Origin of the sequence: Halobacillus sp. Marseille-Q1614 (assembly GCF_902809865.1) — a bacterium.
In the GTDB taxonomy this organism is placed as follows: Bacteria; Bacillota; Bacilli; order Bacillales; family Halobacillaceae; genus Halobacillus_A.
Genome location: NZ_CADDWH010000001.1, coordinates 729,101 through 752,480, shown reverse-complemented (window position 1 = coordinate 752,480; position 23,380 = coordinate 729,101). Strand labels below are relative to the sequence as shown.

Here is a 23,380-nt window from a genome sequence, read left to right as displayed (position 1 = left end):
AACATCATACTTTCTATTTTACCATGTTCATCAGCGAGAAGAAAAAGATCAGAAAAGCAAAAAAAAGCAGAAGTTATAATAACTTCTGCTTAAAGAGAAAACACCTTGGATGAAAGGGTTTCAATGATAGAATACCAAGGGTTTGTTAATATAATTCCAAAGTATTATTAATTATTTGTAAATTCCTTAGGAAGAATGACGGTGAAGGTTGTTCCTTGATCGATTTTACTTTCTACCTGAACCGTTCCATGGTGAGCTTCTACAATGTGCTTCACAATCGCAAGCCCAAGTCCGGTTCCGCCTGAATTACGGCTTCTCGCTTTATCCACGCGATAAAAACGTTCAAAGATACGCGAGATTTCCTCTTCGGGTATCCCTACACCATTATCTGTCACCCGGACAAAAACTTCATCTTCATGTTCTTCAAATGCTAATTTCACCTCGCCGCCTTCTCCTGTGTAATTGACAGCATTTGAGAGAAGGTTAATAAATACCTGCTTTAAGCGGCTCGAATCTCCTTCTACAATCGCTTCTCCATCGATCTCCGTCCGTATATTGATCTTTTTTTTGTCTGCCTGCTGTTCAATTAAGGGAACGAGGTCGAGCAGAAACTTATGGAATTTAATTTGTTCCAGTGTTAAATGAAAGTCTTCCCTTTCTACTTTGGAAAGTTCTAGCAGATCTTGAATAAGCGACTGAAGCCGGCCGCTTTCTTTTAAAATAATCTGCAGAAATCTCTCAAGCATGGCTTCATCTTTCATTGCCCCGTCAAGCAGGGTTTCCGAAAAGCCACGAATCGAAGTAATGGGGGTCTTTAATTCATGGGAAACATTTGCCACAAAATCCTTGCGCATCTGCTCAAGCTTTTTCATATCAGTAATATCATGGAAAACGAGGACGACTCCCTTCCATGCATTCTTTTCGCTGAAGATAGGAGCTCCTGTAACTTCCAGATGCTTATGGTCAATATGAATCGGCAGAAGAAAGTTTTCCCTGACCGTTTCTTCAAACATATATACATTTTGTACGGTTTCATGAATTGCTGTGTAGGGAATTGCGTCATGATATAAATATCCTACATAGCTCTTCTTTTCACCGCCGAAATTCTTCAAAAATGCACGGTTTACCAACAGGATATAACCTTTTTCATCTATGAGGACGAGACCGCTGCCCATATTGTTAATGACTGCCTCTAATTGGTTTTCCTGCATGCCCTTTGAACTCGTCATCTGCTGTAAATTTCTCGCCAGAATATTGATTGACTGGCTGAGCTGTCCTGCCTCACCGAACTGCCCTTCGTAGGTTCTTGCTTTATAATTCCCCTTCGCTAATTCATTCGCCACATCAGCAGCTGAGCGAATCGGCCGCACGTATTTCGAAAAAATATTAAAACCGATAAAGAAAATAGCGGTTAGTCCTAGAAGCAGTGTCAGCCCAATAATCAGCCAGATGTTTTTAGTAATTGTTGATAAAGAAGTAACAGGAGATATCAAAACAAGTGTCCCCGCTGTATTATCCACTGTCAGGGAAGTGGTATAGTAAAACACGTCTTCAAGCAGACGTCCCTTTTGCTCCTCGTCTGTATTATTGATTGAAGCTAATATAACCGACTTATCCTCGCTAGTTATTTCCTTATTTGCGCTTACTGTATCAAGAACCAGTTCTTCATCTGCGGTAACATAAAGAATACTCGTATTTAATTGATCACTAAACCGATGAAGAGTATCCGTCGATATGTCTTCATCCTCAAGGTATCCTTTTACATAGTTAACAAAATACTCACTTTCTACGGAGATTCTCTCTTCAAATATTGTAATGAAATAGCTTCGTGTCAGCTGTGCTAACAGTATGCCTAAGCTGATCATCACAATGATGACGAGAACCGTATAAGTAAGTAAAGGACGCGTATTGGACCTCATGTTATTTAGGGACCTCCATTTTGTACCCTAGACCTCTGATTGTTTTTATATACACTGGTTTCTTTGTATCCGGCTCGATTTTTTCCCGCAGGTGACTGACATGGACATCTACGATGCGTGTATCTCCGGCGAAATCATAATTCCAAACCGCACTAAGCAGCTGGTCTCTAGAAAGTACTCTCCCTAAATTCTGGCCTAAGTAATAGAGCAGCTCGAATTCTTTAGGAGTAAATGTTAACGGCTCGCCGTTGATGGTAGCCTCATATTGCTCCGGATATATCATAAGGTCTGCTACTTTAATGCTAGGAGAGGAATCCTCTTCGGAAGGTTCACGAACCATTCGGCGTAAAATCGCCTTAATTCTTGCCAGCACTTCTCTTGGGCTGAACGGTTTTGTTAAGTAATCATCCGCACCGAGCTCAAGTCCAAGCACTTTATCAAACTCGTCATCTTTGGCCGTCAGCATTAATATCGGCGTCTGGACCTGCTTTTGACGAAGCTCTTTGCACACGTCCATTCCATCCATTTCCGGCAGCATGACGTCGAGTACAATTAAATCAAAAGTCGTGGATGAAGCTTTCTCAAGTGCTTCTTTCCCATTGAAAGCCACGTCTGTTTCATACCCGGCCTGCTCTATGTTGTATTGCAGGAGCGTTACGATGGATTCTTCATCATCTACTATTAAAATTCTCTGCTTCACGATAATCACCTCAGCGGACAAAGTATGATACACTTTCATCATACAACGAAGTTTACAGTTTGACACAAATCTTTGCAATCTTTACATAATCATTACATTTATTAGAGTTATCTTTCCACAAAAAAGAGACTGAATACGATCAGCCTCAATAAAAATTCTCTAATGAAGTGGCGTTTAATGATTTAGGTTCATATGGAGGACGCACCCATATTTTCCCTTCTACGATTTTGTCTCCTTCTTCATCATATCCGTGGACTGCCAACTCTACGATATGATCTTTTTTATGAATGAGACTGACTTCAGCCGAAATCTTAACTTCACTGTAATGGTATACCGCTTTATCATAGCTGAGTTCCTGTCTAATAATGTGGCTTCCAGGACCAGGCAAATGCATGGAAATCATCGAAGAGATTTTTCCAAAAATCATGACAGTCGGTACAATCGGACGCTGATAAGGGGTCTCTGAGGCATAATCATGCTGAATATAAAGAGGGTTGGCATCATCTGTCAGCCCTAAGTACATTAAAAGTTCTTTATCTTCGATCGTAAAGGATGAAGTAAAGGAGTCGCCCACTTTCAGGTTCTGCACCTTTTTCCCTAGCTTTCTTTTTTTCCCAAGCATCGTAATCCCTCCAATAGTAAGCGTTTTCAAAAAAGTTAAAAAAGGATTCGAGGAATCATCCCCGAATCCTTCTATTCTTAGTTTAATACATTTAGGACGTTTTTAACAGAGTCAGCTGATTGATCCAGCTGTTTCTTCTCTTCTTCTGTAAGTTCCAGCTCGATTACTTCTTCGATTCCATTCCCGCCTAAAATCGTTGGAACCCCAAGATAAATTCCCTCATAGCCATATTCACCTTCAAGGTAAGCAATTGCCGGAAGGATACGGCGCTGGTCTTTAAGAATAGCCTCTGCCATTTGGGTTAAAGAGGCAGCCGGTGCATAATAAGCACTTCCGTTACCTAACAGTCCGACAATTTCGCCGCCGCCTTTACGGGTACGCTGAACGATTTCATCTAGACGTTCTTTAGATATTAATTTCTCAAGAGGGATGCCGCCTGCGAAAGAATAACGCACGAGAGGCACCATGTCATCTCCATGTCCGCCGAGTACAAAGCCTGTTACATCCTTTACGGATACGTTAAGTTCTTCCGCAACAAATGTACGGAAACGGGCTGTATCAAGAACGCCGGACTGTCCAATGACACGGTTCTTAGGAAGTCCTGCTTCCTGGAACACAGAATAAGTCATCGCGTCTACTGGGTTAGTAAGAACAATGATATAGCAATCCGGTGAATATTTAACAATCTCTTTCGTTACGCTCTTCATAATCTTAGAGTTTGTATTTACAAGATCATCACGGCTCATCCCCGGCTTTCTGGCAATACCCGCTGTAATGATCACCAGGTCAGAACCTTCAGTTTCTTCATAGTTTGCAGTACCTGTGACTTTGGCGTCAAATCCTTGCACAGGGCTTGCTTCTAGCATGTCGAGCGCTCTCCCTTTTGTCGGGTCTTCCATATCAGGAATATCCACTAACACGACATCGCCCAGTTCTTTCTGTGCAAGCATCAGCGCTGTAGTAGCCCCGGTAAATCCACTTCCGATAACTGAAATCTTGTTTCTGCGAATAGCCATAATGTTCTCCTTCCTTACCCCATATTTTTAATGAGTGCGTCACCGAACTCAGAACATTTAACTTCTGTAGCGCCTTCCATCATACGAGCGAAATCGTAAGTTACTACTTTACTTCCGATCGTTTTGTCCATAGATTTAGAAATAAGCTCAGCCGCTTCTCTCCAGCCAAGGTGTTCAAGCATTAAAACACCTGAAAGGATAACTGAAGATGGATTAACCTTATCTAAACCTGCATATTTAGGAGCCGTACCGTGTGTAGCTTCAAAAATAGCATGTCCAGTTTCATAGTTGATGTTCGCCCCAGGAGCGATTCCGATTCCGCCTACCTGCGCAGCAAGTGCGTCGGAAATATAGTCTCCATTTAAGTTCATAGTAGCTACAACATCAAATTCTTTTGGACGTGTAAGAATCTGCTGAAGGAAGATGTCTGCAATCGCATCTTTAACTATGATTTTACCTTCTGCTTCGGCTTTGTCCTGAGCAGCATTTGCTGCATCTTTTCCTTCTTTTTCAACGATACGGTCGTATTCAGCCCATGTGAATACTTTATCTCCGAATTCTTCTTCAGCTACTTCATAACCCCAAGCTTTAAAGGAGCCTTCTGTAAACTTCATAATGTTTCCTTTATGAACAAGAGTTACATTTTTTCTGCCTTCGTTAAGAGCAAATTCGATAGCAGCACGTACTAAACGCTTCGTTCCTTCTTCAGAAACCGGTTTGATACCGATTCCAGAAGTTTCCGGGAAGCGGATGTTATGTACACCCATTTCATTCTGTAAAAAGTCGATTACTTTTTTAACTTCCGGTGTACCTTTCTGCCATTCGATTCCCGCGTAGATATCTTCTGTATTCTCACGGAAAATGGCCATATCAGTATCTTCCGGGCGTTTAACAGGTGAAGGTACGCCTTCAAAATAACGGACAGGACGCAGGCAGGTGAATAAATCAAGCTCCTGGCGCAGCGCTACGTTTAATGAACGGATTCCTCCGCCGATTGGTGTAGTTAAAGGACCTTTTATAGCAATCTTATACTCGCGAATGGTATCAAGTGTTTCAGCAGGAAGCCATTCTCCTGTTTTATCATAAGCCTTTTGACCAGCTAATACTTCTTTCCATTCAATAGATTTTTCACCATTGTATGCTTTATCAACAGCTGCTTCGATAACTCGGCTCGCAGCGGCCCAAATATCCGGACCGATTCCATCACCTTCAATGAAAGGGATAATAGGACGATTAGGTGTTTCTAAGTTTCCTTTTTGATCTACTGAGATTTTCTGTGATTGTGCCAAAATGAACCCTCCTAAGTTTATTGCATATATGATCGGGGGATAAATCCTCCCCTACTATCATACGTTATATTATTCATAATAAAAAGTGAGAAAAGCTAAAGACATTACTACCTTAGCGATCTTCAATCGGCGTGTAAGTCTGTCCTTTTGGTCCAACATACTCCGCACGAGGACGAATTAAACGGTTATCCGCATACTGCTCGAGAATATGAGCAAGCCACCCAGATACGCGGCTTACTGCAAAGATTGGTGTAAATAAATCATGATCAATGCCAAGGCTGTGATAAACAGATGCAGAATAGAAATCTACATTTGCCGGAAGGCCTTTATTCTCTTTAATATACTCTTCAATTTTGATAGACATTTCATAGTATTTAGAGTGACCTGTCAGTTCAGTCAGCTCGCGGGACATTTCTTTAAGGTGCTTCGCACGTGGATCGCCGTTTCTGTATACACGGTGTCCCATTCCCATGATCTTCTCTTTGTTTTCGAGCTTCTTCTCAATTGCCGGAATAGCATTATCCACAGATCCAATTTCAGTAAGCATAGCCATTACTTGTTCGTTCGCACCACCGTGAAGCGGTCCTTTAAGTGCGCCGATGGCTGCTGTAATTCCGGAATAAACATCGGATAAGGTTGCTACACATACACGGGCTGTGAATGTAGAAGCATTAAGCTCGTGATCTGCATGTAATACGAGAGCTTTATTGATAGCTTCGATCTCAACATCTTCTGGCTCTTTGCCATTAAGCATATATAAGAAGTTAGCGGCAAAGCTTAACCCGCTTTTTGGAGATATAGGTTCTTCACCTTTCCTAATTCTGGAGAAAGCGGTGACTATGGAAGGGATTTTCGCCTGTAAACGCAGTGCTTTACGCTTGTTGGCTTCTTCTTCCATTTCATCTGCTTCGCTGTCAAATAGTCCAAGCATTGAAATGGCCGTTCTTAAAGCCGCCATTGGGTGTACAGTTGAAAGATCATAAGATTTAAGATGATCAATGACCTCTTTTGGAAGTTCCATGTTTGTGTTTAGTTCTTCTTTAAAACCATCCAGTTCCTGCTTCGTTGGAAGTTTTTGATTCCAAAGCAAGTAAACCACTTCTTCAAAGCTAGAGTGGTTGGCTAAATCATCAATATCATAGCCCACGTATGTAAGCTTATCATCAATGATCGAACTAATTTTAGATTCTGTCGCTGTGATACCTTCTAAACCTTTAGTTGACGCCATAAGATCTCTCCTTTTGAAATAATGCTACATTCCCTCCTGAATAATGAGAAAACGCTTTACTTATTGCTCATTTATTTACTAGGATTTCTTCCCCACCGACAATTATAAAGTATTCTGACTTGAATGTGAATTGAAACCGGTTAATTTCCAACAATTTATAGCAATTTTTCCTATTTTTCATAGAAGGGAGCGTAAAAATTCAAATGATAACGATGAAACATTTCCAGCGTTTTAGTTTAATCATTGGGCTGCTTTTTATGACAATTGCCTTACTGGTCAGTGTATGGAAATACCTGTTTCCATTCGTTGCGGCTTTGGCAGTGTCCTGGCTTCTCCAGCCGTCTATCCGCTGGCTTCACAAATATATGAAGCTGCCTAAACCCTTAGCCATTCTATTACTGCTCTTTTCGATTAGTTCAATATTGCTGGGTCTTACCACCCTCCTTCTTACAAAAGCCATACATTTTATTCAGAATCTCACAAATGAAGATTTCTCTTCCTACATTTTAATTGTCGAACGAATTTACATTGAGTTTATTAATTGGCTGGATACAGTCTTCAACTATATTAATTATTGGCTCGGCTCCCTAAGTTTAGAATGGAGAGAGACCTTTTACAAATCTATTGAAGAGACAAAGCAAAATGCTATGCAGGCAGGCATGAATCAGCTTCAGCATCTGCTGGAGCTGTTTACTGGAGGATTGTCCAGCCTTCCCGGCTCTTTCATGGCTTTTGGTATTTTCCTGATGGCTACTTTTTTTCTCAGTAAAGACTGGGAGAAAATCAAGGAGCATACAGTCGAAAAGCTTCCCGTCCAACTAAGCGAAAGAAGCAATCAGTTATCTAAAAGCTTTAAGCGCACCATTCTGCAAATGATTAAAGCCCATATAATTCTTATGATAATTACGATCGTTATGGTGTTTACAGGGTTATCTGTGATCGATGCTCCTCACCCGTTACTGATAGCATTAACTGCAGGTATCCTCGATTTAATCCCTTATATCGGGACAGGCGTAATTTTTATTCCGTGGATCGCTTATTTATTTTTTACTGATCAATACTCACTGACGATTCCATTATCAACTTTGTATATTTTAATCATTATTACCCGGCAGGTAATTGAACCAAAAGTTCTGGCGTCTCACTTTGGAGTTCACCCTCTTATTTTGTTAGCTGGTTTGTTTTTAGGCTTTCAACTTTGGGGAGGCTATGCTTTAATTGTTTCGCCCCTTATCATTGCATTTTTCAAAGTGATCTATTCCTCAGGGCTGTTGAACCAAGTGTGGTCGTTTATAACGAAATAAAAAAAGAACTGGGTATTCACCAGTTCTTCAGCTTGTAGAGAGAAACCTCGTGCTTTTGAAACGACCAACTTCCTTTCAAAGGATAAGATGCAGCGAAGGGCTTCGGGAAACGGATCGCTTTCCATGGGCGTACGGTGAGCTTCCTTAAGGCTTCGCCTTTTAGGGATCTCACCTTGTACGTTCCTCCCATAGGAGTCTTACCGTTTCCCTTCGCCTCTATCCTCATATGTTTTTCTCTCCCGTTCTATAAGCTCTCTTCCCGGGGTCTACACTCTTAAGGATGCAGGGTACCGGGTGAAAGGTCAGCTGATTCCTCTTCTCGCATGAGGAGGATTCCATTCACCTTTTTCTTGTAATGGGAAGGGAAGCACCGAGACTCCTGCGGGAGACGCAAGACTGGCAAGACTCCACAGGGCTTAAAAGCCCGAGGAGGCTTGCCGTCTTCCCCGTGGAAAGTGAGGTGGTTCCCGGTCCATTCATCCCCTTTTATGGCCGATGGAATCCTGCCTGCCACACTAGCTTTAACAGGAAACTCCATGAGAAAAAAACTGTTGAGACTTTCTCGACAGCCTGAAGAACTGTGTACCAGTTCTTTTAGATTACCTGCGATAAATAGTGATCGTATTTTTGTTTGTTAATTTTACAATCAGCTTTCGCACGCTTCCTTTAAGCGGCCTGCGCGTAGAAGGGATTAATAAAACGAACCCTATCGTATCCGATACAAAACCCGGGGTCAGCAGAAAGGCCCCTCCTACTAAAATGCATGCCCCATCCAGCAGAGCATCACCCGGAGCCTCACCTCTTGATGCGGCCTCCTGGATTTTTCGGATCGTCTCCAGTCCCTGCTGCTTAGCGAGCCAGGCACCGATAACGCCGGTTGCGATTATTAATAAAATAACCCACCATGGGCCTACGAGATTTCCGGCCCATATGAGAATACCTATTTCTACAGCTGGCATAATTAAAATCAACAGCAATAACCAGCGGAACATATGAATTCTTCCTTTCTCTGTCTTTTCTTCTATTATAAAAGAAATAAGACCTTCAGGCTAAAAAAAAGACAGAGAGCCTTCACACTCTCTGTCTATATTTTTTCTACAGAACGCTCGCATGTCCTTCGTAAATATCTCCACGTGTACTGTCCATCGTAATATCCATACCATCTTTAATGGATTTAAGTGCATCTTCTACGCCAACGATAACAGGAATCCCGAGGCTGAGCCCTACTACAGCCGCGTGCGAAGTTAATCCGCCCTCCTGAGTAATAATGCCTCCTGCTTTCTCAATAGCCGGCATCATATCACGGTCTGTACCATAAGTGACAAGGATACTGCCGTCTTCTATACGGTGAAGAGCATCCTCAGCATCTTTAGCCACTACAGCGCGGCCGTAAGCTGTCTTGCGTCCTACTCCTTGTCCTTTTAAAAGTACGTCTCCAATAACGTGTACCTTCATAAGGTTTGTGTTTCCACTTTCACCGACAGGCACTCCGCCCGTGATAATTACACGGTCGCCGCGAGTCACTACACCTGAGGCAAGACCTTTGTCTACAGCTACATCAAGCATGTCGTCTGTGGAATGGGATTTTGGTCCCATCACCGCGTAAACTCCCCATACGAGAGATAATAGGCGATTTACACGTTCATTCGCCGTAATCGCGACAATTGGTGCCTGCGGACGATATTTGGAAATCATACGGGCTGTATGGCCGCTTTCTGTTGGTGTAATTACAGCATTCACCTGCAGGTTAATAGCGGTATGAGTTACAGACTGGCTGATTGCATCCGTAATCGTCATATCACTATGCTTGGAACGTTCGCTTAAAATCGCCTGATAATTTAAGCCTGTCTCTGTTTTCGTTGCGATATTGCTCATCGTCTGCACAGCTTCTTCCGGATAATCCCCGGCAGCAGTTTCCCCAGAAAGCATAATAGCATCTGTACCATCAAAGATAGCATTCGCTACGTCAGAAGCTTCCGCACGAGTAGGTCTCGGATTGCGCTGCATGGAATCCAGCATTTGTGTAGCGGTAATAACTGGCTTGCCGGCACGGTTACACTTCTTGATCAATGCTTTTTGAACTAACGGCACATCCTCTGGAGGAATTTCAACACCTAAATCACCGCGGGCCACCATAAGTCCATCACTGATTTCCAGGATTTCATCGATATTGTCGACACCTTCCTGGTTTTCAATCTTAGGAATGATTTGAATGTGTCCTGCATTGTGTTTTTCCAGAAGCTCTTTGATTTCAAGTACATCAGAAGCACGTCGTACAAATGAAGCAGCAATGAAGTCAACATCCTGCTCGATTCCAAACTCAATATCCCGCGCATCCTTTTCCGTGATCCCCGGAAGGTTCACACTAACGTTTGGCACATTGACACCTTTTTTATTTTTAAGGACGCCATTGTTTAAAATAGTTGTTTTAAGTTCATTGCGGTCCTTCACGATTTCTTCAACCTCAAGCTCAACAAGTCCGTCATCCAGAAGAATTTTGGAACCAGGATGTACGTCGTTGATTAATCCGGGATAAGTGACAGAGAAGCGCTCCGCATCTCCTTCAATTTCATCCATCGTAACGTAAACAGTTTTTCCTTTTTCCAAATAAGCTTCTCCATCTTTTAACTGGCCTGTTCTGATTTCAGGACCTTTCGTATCCAGCAGAATGGCCACTGTTTTGCCTGTGGCAGAAGCTGCTTCACGGATATTTTTAATACGTGCTCCGTGCTCTTCAAAATCTCCATGCGAGAAATTAAGCCGGGCCACGTTCATACCTGCATTAATAAGCTTTGTCAGCATTTCAGTCGACTCAGATGCCGGGCCTATCGTACTTACGATTTTTGTTTTTCTAATCATTCTTTATCCTCCTCAAAAGCCAATCCTGTCAATTATATTGATAATTCTTTAGAAAGCTGATACATTTCCAAATCAACTTTGTGCTCGCGACTTAATACTTCTAAGATATCATGGTTAACCATTTTATTGTTCTCTATCCCAACCATAATTCCGGCTTTTCCATCCATGATTAAATCCACAGCATAAGCACCTAGACGACTTGCCAGTACACGGTCACTTGCCGTCGGTGATCCACCGCGCTGGGTATGCCCTAACACGGTAACTCGTGTTTCAAGATCCGTCGCTTCTTCAACTCTTCGGCTGAATTCATGACCGCTTGTTACTCCTTCAGCAACGATAATAATGCTGTGCTTCTTCCCGCGGTCATGGCCACGCTTTAAGCGTTCGATTACTTCATCAAATTCATCGTCCATTTCCGGGATGATAATGCTTTCTGCTCCATCCGCTAAACCTGACCAAAGTGCAAGGTCGCCGGCATCTCGTCCCATAACTTCAATTACATATGTTCTTTCATGAGAGGTTGCAGTATCGCGGATTTTATCAATCGCATCGATGACCGTATTTAAAGCCGTATCAAACCCAATCGTGAAATCAGTTCCGGGAATATCATTATCAATCGTACCAGGCACACCAATACAAGGATACCCCTGTTCTGTTAATTTCTTGGCACCCCTGAAGGTTCCGTCGCCTCCAATTACAATCAGGCCTTCAATTCCATGCTTCTTCAGCTGTTCAATTCCTCTAAGCTGTCCTTCCTCCGTCTTAAATTCTTCTGAACGAGCAGAATAAAGCATCGTTCCGCCGCGCTGAATGATGTCACCGACAGAACCCAGTTCTAATTTCTCAATGGAACCTTCCATCAGCCCCTGGTAGCCGTGCTTAATGCCGTAAACCTCTAAATTATGATAAATGGCTTTACGAACCACAGCACGAATGGCTGCGTTCATACCTGGAGCATCTCCTCCACTAGTTAAAACTCCAATCTTTTTCATTGCCTTCACCTCAAAAGTTATACTTTTTTACTGTGTGCCCAATTGCCGGCTGAATCAAACTTCCCGAGCAATGAAAGCGCAAACAGTGGGATAAGATGACAAAAGCCGCACATATAAGCAAGTGCGACTTTTCCAATCTAGGACGTTTTCTAAAATCCGTGTCCTATTATATATCAAGTTGTTGATAATCGCCAATCATTTTATATTTTTCAAAGCGCTCATCCAGTAATTGGTTTTTCGGCTTCTGTAAAAGCTCGTCCAAAGCAATCTCGATATGCTTTTTCATTCTTTGTGCCTGTTCTTCAATATTGCGGTGTGCTCCACCACGGATCTCAGCAATCACTTCATCAATGACGCGCAGTTCTTTCAAATCTTTTGCCGTGATCTTCATCGTTTCCGCAGCCCGCTGTGCTAAGTTAGAATCCTTCCAAAGCAGAGCTGCAGCTCCCTCTGGGGAAATAACGGAGTAAGTAGAATTTTCCAGCATAAATATCCGGTCGCCAATACCCAGTCCAAGGGCACCGCCACTTCCTCCTTCTCCAATGACAACACATATGATCGGCACAGAAAAACCAGCCATCTCTACCAAATTTCTGGCAATTGCTTCACTCTGGCCGCGCTCTTCCGCAGCTTTGCCGGGATATGCCCCCTTTGTATCTATAAATGTAATTATTGGGCGGTTAAACTTATCCGCCTGCTTCATAAGACGAAGGGCTTTCCGATAGCCTTCAGGATGCGGCATTCCAAAATTACGCTTAATATTTTCTTTCGTATCTTTACCTCTCTGGTGGCCGATTACAGTCACAGGCTTTCCATTAAATTTGGCAATACCTGAGACAATCGCCTCATCATCACCGTAAAGACGATCCCCATGAAGTTCCAGAAAATCTGTAAACAAATGCTCGATGTATTCTAAAGTTGTCGGTCTTTCCGGGTGGCGGGCCATCTGGACGCGGTCCCATGGTTTCATGCGGTCATAAACATCTGTTTCGAGCTTTTCCAGCCTTTTTTCAAGTGTTGAGATTTCTTCACTTAAATCCATTTCACTTTCAGCGGTTAAACGCTTGAGCTCAGAAATTTTTTCCCGCAGCTCGATTACCGGCTTTTCAAAATCGAGTACATGCTTCATTCTACTTCCCTCCTTTCCTGATGGATATCTAATACAGTGGACAATGTCTCTTTCATATCATGGCGGTGGACAACACGGTCGATCTGTCCATGATGAAGCAGAAATTCCGCTGTCTGGAAGTCATCTGGTAACTTCTCCCGAATTGTCTGCTCAATAATGCGCCTCCCGGCAAAGCCGATGAGCGCTCCAGGTTCAGCAAAATTATAATCACCCACAGAAGCAAAGCTGGCTGAAACTCCTCCGGTCGTCGGGTGTGTCATTACAGAAATAAACAGTCCTCCGCTTTCGCTCAGACGTTTTAATGCGATGGACGTTTTACCCATTTGCATTAAGCTGAGTACACCTTCCTGCATTCTTGCCCCGCCTGAAGCTGTAAAAATAATAAAAGGGATGTTTTCTTTTCTGGCTTTTTCCACCGCGTTCGTAATTTTCTCGCCAACTACAGACCCCATGCTTCCCATTCTAAATCGGGCATCCATAACAGCTACAGCCGTTTTCAATCCATTGATGGAAGCCTTCCCGGTAACAACAGCTTCATTCAGAGCAGACTTTTGACGGTCTTTCTCCAATTTTTCTTCGTAGTCAGGAAAGTCAAGCGGGTTCGCTGATATCATATTTTCGTCCCACTCTTCAAAAGAATTCTCATCAAAGAGATAATCGATCCGCTCATATGCAGTAAGTTTATGGTGATGACCGCAATGAGGGCAGACATTCATATTACGATATAATTCTTTTCTGTAAAATATTTTTTGGCAGCTCGGGCATTTTTGCATCAGCCCTTCTGGTACATCCTGCTTTGCTTCTTTGCTAGGGATCGAAGCATAGCGTTTTTTCTTGCTGAAAAAGTCTCTAAGCAAGGTGATTCCTCCTTTAAACAAGGCTCTCTACTAGGTCATCATATATAAAGTAAGCTATATTTTATGCCGAAGGGTGTCGAAGCTGTAATATTAGTTGAGAGATGCCCGATCTTCATAAATAGCGATAATGGTATCTTTGCTTTCATGCTGTACGGCTTTATATAATTTTCTGTACAAATCATCAGGATAAGCGAGCTCATGGACGGTAGACGCGAAACCACACACCAATTGCCACATCGATAATAATAAAGGATGATTGCAGCGGTCGAATAAATAAGTAAATAATTGTTCGTGATATTGGCTTGGTGTATCTACATCTATAAATTGTCTCATTTCCTCTAATTGATTCTTGGAAAGTTGACCTGATGTGAGAAACAGCACTTCTTTTTCCAGCATTTCCTTAGCTGTTACAAGCTCTTCCCTCGTCCTTGTATCATTTAAAATAAATTTCGATAATAGTTCAACCATATGGTACGGGCGGTAGGCTCTCATGAAGGTGCCTTCCCCGCGCCTTGTTTCTATTAACCCTAAGAGTTCAAGAGCACGCAATGCTTCTCTAATAGACGATCGGCCAACCTGCAGCTGCTCACTTAACATTCGTTCAGACGGCAGCTTATCCCCAGGCTGAAGCTTTTCACTGTCTATATATGCTTTAATCTGCTCTAGAACTCCTTGATATACTTTTTCTTTAAAAGGATAGGTCAAGTAATGGAGCCTCCTTCTAGCAATCCAAACATGAAAGAGAAAAGCCTAAACGGCTTTTCTCCAGGTCCACTCCTCTAATCTTCGTCGATTAATGTGAGCTGTCTTGTTTTTTCTGCAACCTCTTCAGGGTCCACATGGTGTCTGGCAACTCCTGATTCCATGGCAGCCTTGGCAACACTTGCCGCTACAGCAGGTGCAACTCTTGCGTCAAAAGGTGCTGGGATCACATAATCCTCATTTAGGTCCTCTTCGCTGACCAGCTCTGCTATTGCTTCTACAGCAGCAATTTTCATTTTTTCATTGATTCGAGTGGCCCGAACATCAAGAGCTCCCCGGAAAATTCCAGGAAAAGCCAGGACATTATTTACCTGATTTGGAAAATCCGAACGTCCTGTACCAATAACACGGGCACCTGCTTCTTTTGCATCTTCCGGCATGATCTCAGGTTCAGGGTTAGCCATTGCAAATATTATGGCATCATCGTTCATTTTTGAAACCATTTCTTTAGAAAGAGCTCCACCTACGGATACACCAATAAATACATCGGCGCCTTCCATAACTTCTTCCAGGTTTCCAGACTGCTTGTACTTATTCGTAATCTTGGCGACTTCATCTTTAACATCGTTCATTCCTGTCGGGCGCCCTTCATAAATCGCACCTTTGGAATCACACATAATAATGTCGCGGACGCCAAAATGATATAGCAGCTTAATAATCGCAATACCAGCAGCCCCTGCACCATTAGCAACTACTTTGATTTCAGAAAAGGACTTTCCGGCAATTTTAAGAGCGTTCACTAGACCAGCAACTGTAACAATGGCTGTGCCGTGCTGATCATCATGAAATATAGGAATATTTGTTTCTTTCTTAAGTCGATCTTCGATGATGAAGCAGTTTGGTGCTGCAATATCTTCTAGGTTAACACCGCCAAAAGTAGGTTCCATCAATTTTACTGTCTGGACAATTTCGTCGATGCTGCTTGTATTTAAACAAATTGGAAACGCATCCACTCCGGCAAAGCTCTTAAATAAGGCCGCTTTACCTTCCATTACTGGAAGTGAAGCTTCTGCTCCAATATTCCCAAGCCCTAAAACAGCAGATCCATTACTCACAACGGCTACCATATTCCCTTTCATGGTATAATCGTAAACCGTTTCTTTATGATCATAAATTTCTTTACAAGGCTCTGCTACTCCTGGAGAATAAGCTAAGCTTAAATCCCTCGCATTTCTTACCGGGACTTTGGATACAGTTTCTAATTTTCCTTTATTGGCACGGTGGATATGAAGTGCTTCATCACGCAAGTTTGACACAAATACACGCTCCTTTAAAACTTTAGAATAGGCCGATTTTAGTGGTCAGACCACCATTTAACTCCTTAATTATAACAGATGAATGCTATGTGTAAAGAAGATCAAAAAACTGGACTAAGATTTTTTGAAGTCGGCATCCTTTTCGTGATAAGCCTGCAGGACAACGGAGGACTCACCAAAGAATTCATGTAATTTATTCAGACACTTTTCTGAAGCAGACAGTGAATAAGAAGACTCCAGCTGATAGGTTTTTCGGTCTTCAGATATAAAAATTATTACAGGTATATTACCCGGGAAATAGGAAGAAATTTTTCTAAGCCTATCAATTGAGTTCTGTTCTTCTTTAAGGGAGACTTTAATAAATAATCTTTTTCTTACTCTAGGTTCTTTATTCAATTCCTCATAAGGCGTTATGCTGTTAATGATCCACTGGACCTTTCCATTTCTCGATTCCACCTTACCCTCGATGAGGACCAGCATTTTCTCCCCCAGCCATTTCCTGGCTTCGCGGTGAGCATCCGGAAATAAGACAGCTTCCATTTCTTCCGTTTCATCGCTTATCGTTAAAAAAGCCATTGGATCTCCGCGTTTCGTTCGGATTTCTTTTATTTTTTCTACGACGGCTGCCGTTTTGACAGCTTTTCCTTTGCTCGCTTCTTTGCTCCTTCTCAGATCCACGTACCCTTTATCCATTAACAGTCTCCGATGGTTTTCGAGCGGGTGCTCGGAAAGGTAAGTCCCAAGCACATCTTTCTCCATCGCAAGTTTCTTCAAAACGGGAAACGGCTCCATCCGTTCGGCCGGTTCATCCATGCTTAAATCGTTATCGAATAACCCAGGCTGGTCCTGAAACTCCTTAAAGAGCTCCCCCTGTTCAAGAGCCTGATCCACACTTGCCAGAAGGCTTGCCCGGTTCTGCTGCAGTTCATCAAAAGCTCCTGCCATGACCAGTGCTTCAATGACACTGCGAGTAATGTGCTGGGAAGGAAGACGAAGGCAAAAATCATTTAAATGCTTATATCGCCCTTTTTTCCTTTCTTCAACGATTTCCTTTACTGCTTGAAATCCTACTCCTTTTATCGAGAGAAGGCCAATCCGAATGGCTCCCTGTTCATCAATCGCATACGCATAACTTTGGTTGATAGATGGGCTTTTTACTTTAACGCTGAACTCCCGCGCTTCCCGTATATAGGCAGCCAGCTTCTCATGATCTCCGAGTGTTGAATTAATTAATTCAGCGATAAAAAGAGCGGGGTAATGGGCTTTGGCAAAGGCTAAATAGTAAGAGATCACACTGTATGCGACTGCATGGCTCCGGTTAAACCCATAGTTGGAAAAGCGGACAATCCAGTCAAATACTTCCACAGCGACTTCCCTGTCGTACCCCTTGCTCTCGGCCCCCTCAATAAAGCGGTTCCGCTGTTTCTCAAATACGTTCTGCTGCTTTTTACTGACAGCCCTTCGCAATAAGTCGGCCTCTCCTAAAGAGTACCCTCCGATTTTCTGGGCAACCTGCATAATTTGTTCCTGATAGATAAGCACACCATACGTTTTGCTTAGGATGGGTTCAAGGTCCGGGTGAGGATATTGTACTTGCTCTCTTCCATGCTTTCTATTAATATAGACCGGAATATATTCCATAGGGCCCGGGCGATAGAGAGCATTAACAGCGACAATATCCTCAAAGTGAGTAGGTTTTAGTCTTTTTAAAACGTTTTTCATCCCTTGGGATTCAAGCTGAAAGATTCCGTTAGTCTGGCCCTGCCGCAGAAGTTGGAGTGTTGGAGCATCATCGAGACTCAGGGCCTCAAAATTAAACCCGCTGTCTTTATAATTATTGATCTTTTCTTTTAACTTTCTAAGCAGCGTTAAATTTCTAAGCCCTAAGAAATCCATTTTAAGCAGCCCGACAGCCTCAATATCCCCCATTGCCAATTGAGTGAGATGTATGTTTTCCTGTCCCTCCATTAGCGGGGTATAGTTGGTAAGGGGCTTTTCACTTATGACGACACCCGCGGCATGTGTAGAGACGTGCCTTGGCAGACCTTCGAGCTTATGGGCTATATGGAAGGCTTTTTTCAGCTTTTCCGATGACCTGATATAGTCTTTAAGCATCTCTGATTCCTGGACCGCCTTTTTTAATGACCGTGAGCCCGAAGACGGAATATGGTTCAGAATAAAGTTGACGTCATCTGTTTCTACGTCAAGTGCTTTAAATACTTCTCTCAGCACACTGCGAGTTGCAAAGGTGCCAAACGTACATATTTGCGCCACATGATTTTTTCCGTACTTGCCGGCTACATATTCGATCACTTCATCCCGGCGGTCATCGGGAAAATCAATATCGATATCAGGCATTGAAATCCGTTCCGGGTTTAAAAACCTTTCAAATAATAACCCGTAGGCTAATGGGTCTACTTGTGTAATTCCTAAAAGATAGCTGACAATCGATCCTGCGGCAGACCCTCTTCCAGGCCCTGCTTCAATCCCCTGCTTTCTTGCGTGTTCCACAAAGTCCCAGACGATTAAAAAGTAGTCACTGAATCCCATATTTGATATAACCTGTAATTCATGAGCCAGCCGTTCCTTTGCTTCTGGCCTTGAAGCTCCATATTTGATGCAAAGCTGAGTTTCGCAGAGATTTTTCAAATATTTATCAGCATGAACTCCATCGGGCAGAGGATAAGCAGGGAGCAGCTGCGTATCTAGCGGTATAGATATATCACATAAATCGGTCAGTTCTTCATTCGTCTGTAATACTTCCGGCCAGACTTCCTGAAAGTATTCCTTCATTTCTTTCTGCGATTTTAAGTACTGGTGATTGTCCAAGTTATGATTATTTTGAAAAACACGGCCTTCATCCATCGACCTCAGACAGTGATACGCTTCTGCATCTCCTTTTTCCAAGTAACGAACATCGTTTAAATAAACGGCGGGAATCTCTCTTTCTTCACACCACAGTTTCAGAGATTTATGCATTGGCCGTTCAGTATGCAGGCCGTAATCTTTCACACCCATATATAAGTGTTCGAAATGACTGCTCCATTCCCCAAATTCTTCTTCCACGCGATCAAAGTTATGATTTATTATAGAAGCCCCCCACGAGGTATCTCCTATAGTGACAACGACGATCAGCCCTGCTGCCTTCCCCTTCACGTCTTCCAGGCTCAGGGCTTCTTCTCGAGTCTGAATCATCGTACTTAAACACAATAGAGACTGATAGCCCTGGTTGTTTTTGGCCAGTAGAACAACAGGGAATGATTCGCTCTTGAAGTTTAAATCTGCCGTCATCCCTATCAACGGCTTAATTCCTGCATTCCGGCAAGCCTTATAAAAAAGCACCGCCCCGCTCATCACTTCATGGTCCGTTAACGCTAAAGCAGAAAAACCCAGCTTTTCTGCTTGTTGAACTAAAGACGGAATCTGGATGGTGCTTTTCATAAGACTGTATCCACTATGTACCTGCAAGTGAGTTAAAGACAAAACGAACACCTCTTTTCTATATTAATTATATGGATTTCCAATCTCTTAAGAAAGTGTCTTGCATATATATTTACTTTAAAGAATAGTTTTTACTAATAGGGGAAGTCTCACACGAAAGAGGTATTAATTATGGAAGAGAGACTTGTGATTTCTATGATTCAATGTTTCTTTATTGCATTTGGGGTCATAATGGGGGGGACGTTAATTGGTAGTATCGGCAGTTTCCTGACAGGAGAAGCTCCGTTCACCTCTATGCACCGGATAGCAAAAGGACTTAGGATTTGGGCTATTGTCGCCGCAATCGGAGGAACTTTTGACGCGATCAGCAACTTTGAGAAAGGGATATTTGAAGGCTCTACGTTCGATCTCTTTAAGCAAGTGATGATTATTGTCGCAGCCATGGGCGGTGTCCAGGCAGCCTTGTTTATATTTGAGCTTCTGGTAGGTGAGGAGGTTATTTGATGTACCTTCCCCCTCAGTTAAGAACCAAGGAGTGGCGGCGTTTTTTTGCCGGCTGTGCTTTGGGCATGATCACAGGGTATATTTTATTCGTGTTTATTAATGATCAGCTTCATGAACATCTCGAGGAGGAAAACATTCAGCTCTCCACCGAGTTAAACGAACTGGAAACAAAATACGACCATTTACTGAACGCGGAGAAAGAAGAAGATGAGCAGAGGAACGAAGCACTGACGATCCAGGAAATATCTCCTTCCTTCACGAATACAAAGGCGCTGCAAATAGACAAGCTGACACAGCACGAATTATCATTTATGGTTCGCAAACAGCTTGAATCAATTACAGGGGAAAGTATTGAAGAGATTGCTGATCACAGCGAACTAATTCTTTCAGCTATTGAAGGGAAACCTTTTGTGATCGAAGACTTCACCTACAAACTCGAGGTCGTTCAGCTCATCATTTCCAATCGGGTCGATTTAAAATTAAAAATATCTATAGAAAGTTAAGAGAGTTGTCCTATTCGGAAACTCTCTTTCTTGTTATTACTTAAATTCCATACAGACATCTCTCAGTTTTTGTTCAATAACCTCTGTTTCTTCCCAGGACTCTGCGGATGCTCCAGCTGCCATCGGATGGCCGCCTCCATTATGCTCTGCCGCAATTCCATTGATTACCGGACCCTTAGACCGTAAACGGACACGGATCTGGTCTTCTTCTTCAATAAAGTAAGCCCAAGCAAGGATTCCGTCCATGTCTCCTAATAAGCCGACAAGAGCACTCGTTTCTGAAGCGGTAACCTGAAATTTTTCAAGGATCTCATTCGTTAGCCTTACTGTGCTGTAGCCTTCAGGGTGAACGGTAAAGTTCTGCAGTACATACCCTTTTAATTTAGCCACATTTATCGGAGTGCTGTACATATTGTTATACATTTCAGAGCGGTCGAAATTATAATTCACCAGTTCTGAGGCAGCTCCAAAGGTTTCTGTTGTCGTACTAGGAAATAAAAATCTACCTGTATCCCCAACAATACCGGCATAAATCAATCGAGCGGCTTCATCATTCATTTTTAAATCTTCCGTACTCTTCCAAAGCTGAAAGATCATTTCACTTGTAGAACTTGCCGTTGTGTCCACCCAGTTGATATCCCCATATTCATCCACGTTCGGATGATGGTCAATTTTAACCAGCATTTTTCCCGAATTGTATCTCTGATCATCAATTCTTGCCTGATTCGCTGTATCACATACGATTACCAGCGCTTCCTTGTAATCTGCATCCGTTACCTTATCCATCCTGGCAAGGAAACTCAAAGATGGCTCTTCATCGCCGGTTATATATACATTTTTATCAGGAAAGCTGTTTTTGAGCAATTCAGCCAGTCCGGCCTGCGAACCGTAGGCATCGGGATCGGGCCTTACATGCCGGTGAATAATAATGGTACTAAAATTATAAAAGGCTTCAGCTATTTGCGTTTTCATTTCCATATAATCCCTCTTTCTATATTTCCTTTGCTCATTATCCCATATCTTATCATTTACTGGTAGCCATATAGAAGAAAACAAGCTACAATTAACATCGGAATAAATTTAAAATCAGGAGTCGATGTTGTTGGTTATCTTTCCTATTATTATTCTCATTTCTTTCGTTCTTTATCTTTATTATAAAGTAATGGTATGGAAAACTAAGGATTCACTTCAGCAAGAATACTTAAACAGCCGCTCTAAAATATTTATGGGCATTTTTATATTTTTCTTCGGGATTAATCAATACCTTTTCTATGAAACACGTCTATCTTTATTTATTGGAATCCTGTTTCTTATCATTGGGGTCTTTCAATTTCGCTATGGCATTAAAGCCACCAGGCACTATCAGAACGAATATCAAAAGCACCGCGTTTCAAAGAATTAGACCCTGATAGTTAGTAACGGGGAACCTGCCCGCTTTTAAGCGGCTCCTCATGAGGCGGGGGCGTTCGATGTTGCTGTCTTGATCAGTAACTGAAAAAAATTTAATATGTACTGAAAAAAGTCGCTGCTTCCAGCGACTTTTTTTTAGCGGTCAATCAGCTGGGCCATGAGCAGCCCCTTCCCTACGATCGATTTATTGTGATAAACCCCTACCTCCAGCTTTGCAAACTTCCGGCCGATTTCAAGAAGCTGCGGCTTGATTTCAATAATGCTTTCTAATTGCACGGGCTTGATAAAGAGGAGGGATATGTTTTCTACTACTAAGTTCCCTTTTTTATGTCTACTTAACAGACGGCTGGATGCCTCCGTAATCAAGGTTGTAAAAACACCGTAAGATAAGGTTCCTAACTGGTTAGTCATTTGAGGGGTAACTGTCGTATGAAGGCTGAAATCTTCTTCTTCGCTGATTTGCAGCTGGCTGGCCACTAAATCTTCAATCGTTTCACCAATCTGAGGCTGCCTCTGTAAATTTTGAAGTGCTTTAAGTACATCCTGCCTGGAAACGATACCTTGAAGTTTATGGGACTGATCCACAACGGGCATCAGCTCAATTCCTTCCCATACCATCATGTGAGCTGCATTCGTTAAGGATGTAGTAACTTGTACAGTCATAGGGTTTTTGGTCATAACCTTTTCAATGGAAAGAGAGGCGTCTTTATTGATGACGTCTTTAGATGTCACCATTCCGACTACTCTATTTTTGTTATCGACGACCGGAAACCTGCTGTGAAAAGTCTGTTCATTGAGCTCATGCCACCTTGAGATCTGGTCATTTACTTTTAGAAAAATCGACTTCTCAAATGGTGTATAGATGTCATCAACGACTACAATTTCTTTTTTAATCAGCTGGTCATAGATCGCCCGGTTTATCATTGTGGCGACGGTGAAGGTATCATAACTAGTGGAGATAACAGGCAGCTTTTTCTCATCTGCCAGCTTCTTAACTGTTTCTGTCGTATCAAATCCGCCCGTTACAAGAACTGCCGCACCTTCCTTAACAGCCAGCTCATGGGCGTTCGTACGGTTACCAACTATAAGTAGAGAGCCCGCTTCTGTATAGCGCATCATCGCTTCCAGCTTCATTGCTCCCACTACAAATTTATTTAGTGTTTTGTGTAAACCTTCGCGGCCGCCAAGCACTTGGCCGTCAACGACTTTCGTGATTTCCGCAAAAGTAAGCTTTTCGATATTTTCTTTTTTCTTTTTTTCGATCCTTATTGTTCCTACACGCTCAATTGTACTTACTAAGTTTTGGTTTTCCGCTTCTTTTATCGCACGGTAAGCGGTTCCCTCACTTACATTAAGAGCTTTTGCGATTCCTCTAACAGAAATCTTACTTCCTACTGATAATGAATCAATATATTCAAGGATCTGTTCATGTTTCGTAGCCAATAAAGATCACCATTCTTTCTAACTGTACTAATATAACCTGCCGTTATTGTTATTATACAAGTGATACAGTTTTCCTGCAATGGCTGCTCCGTTGCACTGGCCCAGACGAAAAAAGCCCACAAAAAATTGTGGGCTTTAAAGCAAAT

The 23,380-nt window shown here is 42.5% G+C and carries 20 protein-coding genes; 4 read left to right on the top strand and 16 right to left on the bottom strand.

What is annotated here, in order from left to right:
• Window positions 1-167: 167 nt before the first annotated feature.
• The 6 genes from pnpS to citZ all read right to left on the bottom strand — a co-directional run bounded on the left by pnpS (window position 168) and on the right by citZ (window position 6,774).
• On the bottom strand, window positions 168-1,919 hold the full coding sequence (gene pnpS, locus HUS26_RS03675) for a two-component system histidine kinase PnpS (RefSeq protein ID WP_173915867.1): 1,752 nt from the start codon (window positions 1,917-1,919) through the stop codon (window positions 168-170).
• 1 nt (window position 1,920) lies between these two features.
• Window positions 1,921-2,619: a response regulator transcription factor gene (locus HUS26_RS03670; RefSeq protein WP_173915866.1), complete on the bottom strand. Its 699-nt coding sequence runs from the start codon at window positions 2,617-2,619 to the stop codon at window positions 1,921-1,923.
• Window positions 2,620-2,764: 145 nt separating this feature from the next.
• Window positions 2,765-3,241: a MaoC/PaaZ C-terminal domain-containing protein gene (locus HUS26_RS03665; protein ID WP_173915865.1), complete on the bottom strand. Its 477-nt coding sequence runs from the start codon at window positions 3,239-3,241 to the stop codon at window positions 2,765-2,767.
• 77 nt (window positions 3,242-3,318) lie between these two features.
• Window positions 3,319-4,257, bottom strand: coding sequence for a malate dehydrogenase (gene mdh, locus HUS26_RS03660; protein ID WP_173915864.1), 939 nt, complete (start codon window positions 4,255-4,257; stop codon window positions 3,319-3,321).
• Between the two features lie 14 nt (window positions 4,258-4,271).
• The gene (icd, locus tag HUS26_RS03655; RefSeq protein WP_173915863.1) at window positions 4,272-5,546 is read right to left on the bottom strand and encodes an NADP-dependent isocitrate dehydrogenase; all 1,275 of its coding nucleotides are present in this window, start codon (window positions 5,544-5,546) and stop codon (window positions 4,272-4,274) included.
• Between the two features lie 112 nt (window positions 5,547-5,658).
• Entirely contained in the window at window positions 5,659-6,774 is a 1,116-nt protein-coding gene (gene citZ, locus HUS26_RS03650) for a citrate synthase (protein ID WP_173915862.1), read from the bottom strand.
• 203 nt (window positions 6,775-6,977) lie between these two features.
• Between citZ and ytvI the strand changes: the two genes are divergently transcribed.
• Window positions 6,978-8,078: a sporulation integral membrane protein YtvI gene (gene ytvI / locus HUS26_RS03645; RefSeq protein ID WP_173915861.1), complete on the top strand. Its 1,101-nt coding sequence runs from the start codon at window positions 6,978-6,980 to the stop codon at window positions 8,076-8,078.
• A 599-nt stretch (window positions 8,079-8,677) separates the two neighbouring features.
• On the opposite strand, the gene HUS26_RS03640 is transcribed toward ytvI, so the two are convergent.
• From HUS26_RS03640 to dnaE, 8 genes are all read right to left on the bottom strand, one after another.
• Complete coding sequence (locus tag HUS26_RS03640) at window positions 8,678-9,070, bottom strand: FxsA family protein (protein WP_173915860.1); 393 nt, start codon at window positions 9,068-9,070, stop codon at window positions 8,678-8,680.
• Between the two features lie 103 nt (window positions 9,071-9,173).
• A complete protein-coding gene (gene pyk, locus HUS26_RS03635; RefSeq protein ID WP_173918734.1) occupies window positions 9,174-10,934 on the bottom strand; it encodes a pyruvate kinase in 1,761 nt (586 codons plus the stop codon).
• A gap of 35 nt (window positions 10,935-10,969) precedes the next feature.
• Window positions 10,970-11,929: a 6-phosphofructokinase gene (gene pfkA / locus HUS26_RS03630; protein ID WP_173915859.1), complete on the bottom strand. Its 960-nt coding sequence runs from the start codon at window positions 11,927-11,929 to the stop codon at window positions 10,970-10,972.
• A gap of 166 nt (window positions 11,930-12,095) precedes the next feature.
• The gene (accA, locus tag HUS26_RS03625) at window positions 12,096-13,058 is read right to left on the bottom strand and encodes an acetyl-CoA carboxylase carboxyl transferase subunit alpha (RefSeq protein WP_173915858.1); all 963 of its coding nucleotides are present in this window, start codon (window positions 13,056-13,058) and stop codon (window positions 12,096-12,098) included.
• Window positions 13,055-13,915 (bottom strand): acetyl-CoA carboxylase, carboxyltransferase subunit beta, encoded by an 861-nt coding sequence (gene accD, locus HUS26_RS03620; RefSeq protein ID WP_173915857.1) that lies wholly within the window; start codon window positions 13,913-13,915, stop codon window positions 13,055-13,057. The genes accA and accD overlap by 4 nt, the downstream gene beginning before the upstream one ends.
• Window positions 13,916-14,005: 90 nt before the next feature.
• Window positions 14,006-14,620 (bottom strand): FadR/GntR family transcriptional regulator, encoded by a 615-nt coding sequence (locus tag HUS26_RS03615; protein WP_173915856.1) that lies wholly within the window; start codon window positions 14,618-14,620, stop codon window positions 14,006-14,008.
• Window positions 14,621-14,694: 74 nt separating this feature from the next.
• Window positions 14,695-15,933, bottom strand: coding sequence for an NADP-dependent malic enzyme (locus HUS26_RS03610; RefSeq protein WP_173915855.1), 1,239 nt, complete (start codon window positions 15,931-15,933; stop codon window positions 14,695-14,697).
• Between the two features lie 114 nt (window positions 15,934-16,047).
• Window positions 16,048-19,416: a DNA polymerase III subunit alpha gene (dnaE, locus tag HUS26_RS03605; RefSeq protein ID WP_173915854.1), complete on the bottom strand. Its 3,369-nt coding sequence runs from the start codon at window positions 19,414-19,416 to the stop codon at window positions 16,048-16,050.
• Between the two features lie 129 nt (window positions 19,417-19,545).
• Between dnaE and HUS26_RS03600 the strand changes: the two genes are divergently transcribed.
• Both HUS26_RS03600 and ytrI read left to right on the top strand, forming a co-directional pair.
• Window positions 19,546-19,878, top strand: a complete 333-nt coding sequence (locus HUS26_RS03600; protein WP_173915853.1) for a YtrH family sporulation protein — start codon at window positions 19,546-19,548, stop codon at window positions 19,876-19,878.
• Complete coding sequence (ytrI, locus tag HUS26_RS03595; protein ID WP_173915852.1) at window positions 19,878-20,381, top strand: sporulation membrane protein YtrI; 504 nt, start codon at window positions 19,878-19,880, stop codon at window positions 20,379-20,381. Before HUS26_RS03600 ends, ytrI begins: the two co-directional genes overlap by 1 nt.
• Window positions 20,382-20,417: 36 nt before the next feature.
• On the opposite strand, the gene HUS26_RS03590 is transcribed toward ytrI, so the two are convergent.
• A complete protein-coding gene (locus HUS26_RS03590; RefSeq protein WP_173918733.1) occupies window positions 20,418-21,353 on the bottom strand; it encodes a bifunctional oligoribonuclease/PAP phosphatase NrnA in 936 nt (311 codons plus the stop codon).
• A 124-nt stretch (window positions 21,354-21,477) separates the two neighbouring features.
• On the opposite strand from HUS26_RS03590, the gene HUS26_RS03585 reads away from it, so the two are divergent.
• Window positions 21,478-21,783 carry a YtpI family protein gene (locus HUS26_RS03585; RefSeq protein WP_371809535.1) on the top strand — a complete coding sequence of 102 codons (306 nt, stop codon included), beginning with the start codon at window positions 21,478-21,480 and terminating at the stop codon, window positions 21,781-21,783.
• A 143-nt stretch (window positions 21,784-21,926) separates the two neighbouring features.
• Here HUS26_RS03585 and HUS26_RS03580 read toward each other — a convergent pair whose 3' ends face one another.
• Window positions 21,927-23,234, bottom strand: coding sequence for a DRTGG domain-containing protein (locus tag HUS26_RS03580; protein ID WP_173915850.1), 1,308 nt, complete (start codon window positions 23,232-23,234; stop codon window positions 21,927-21,929).
• Window positions 23,235-23,380 lie beyond the last annotated feature (146 nt).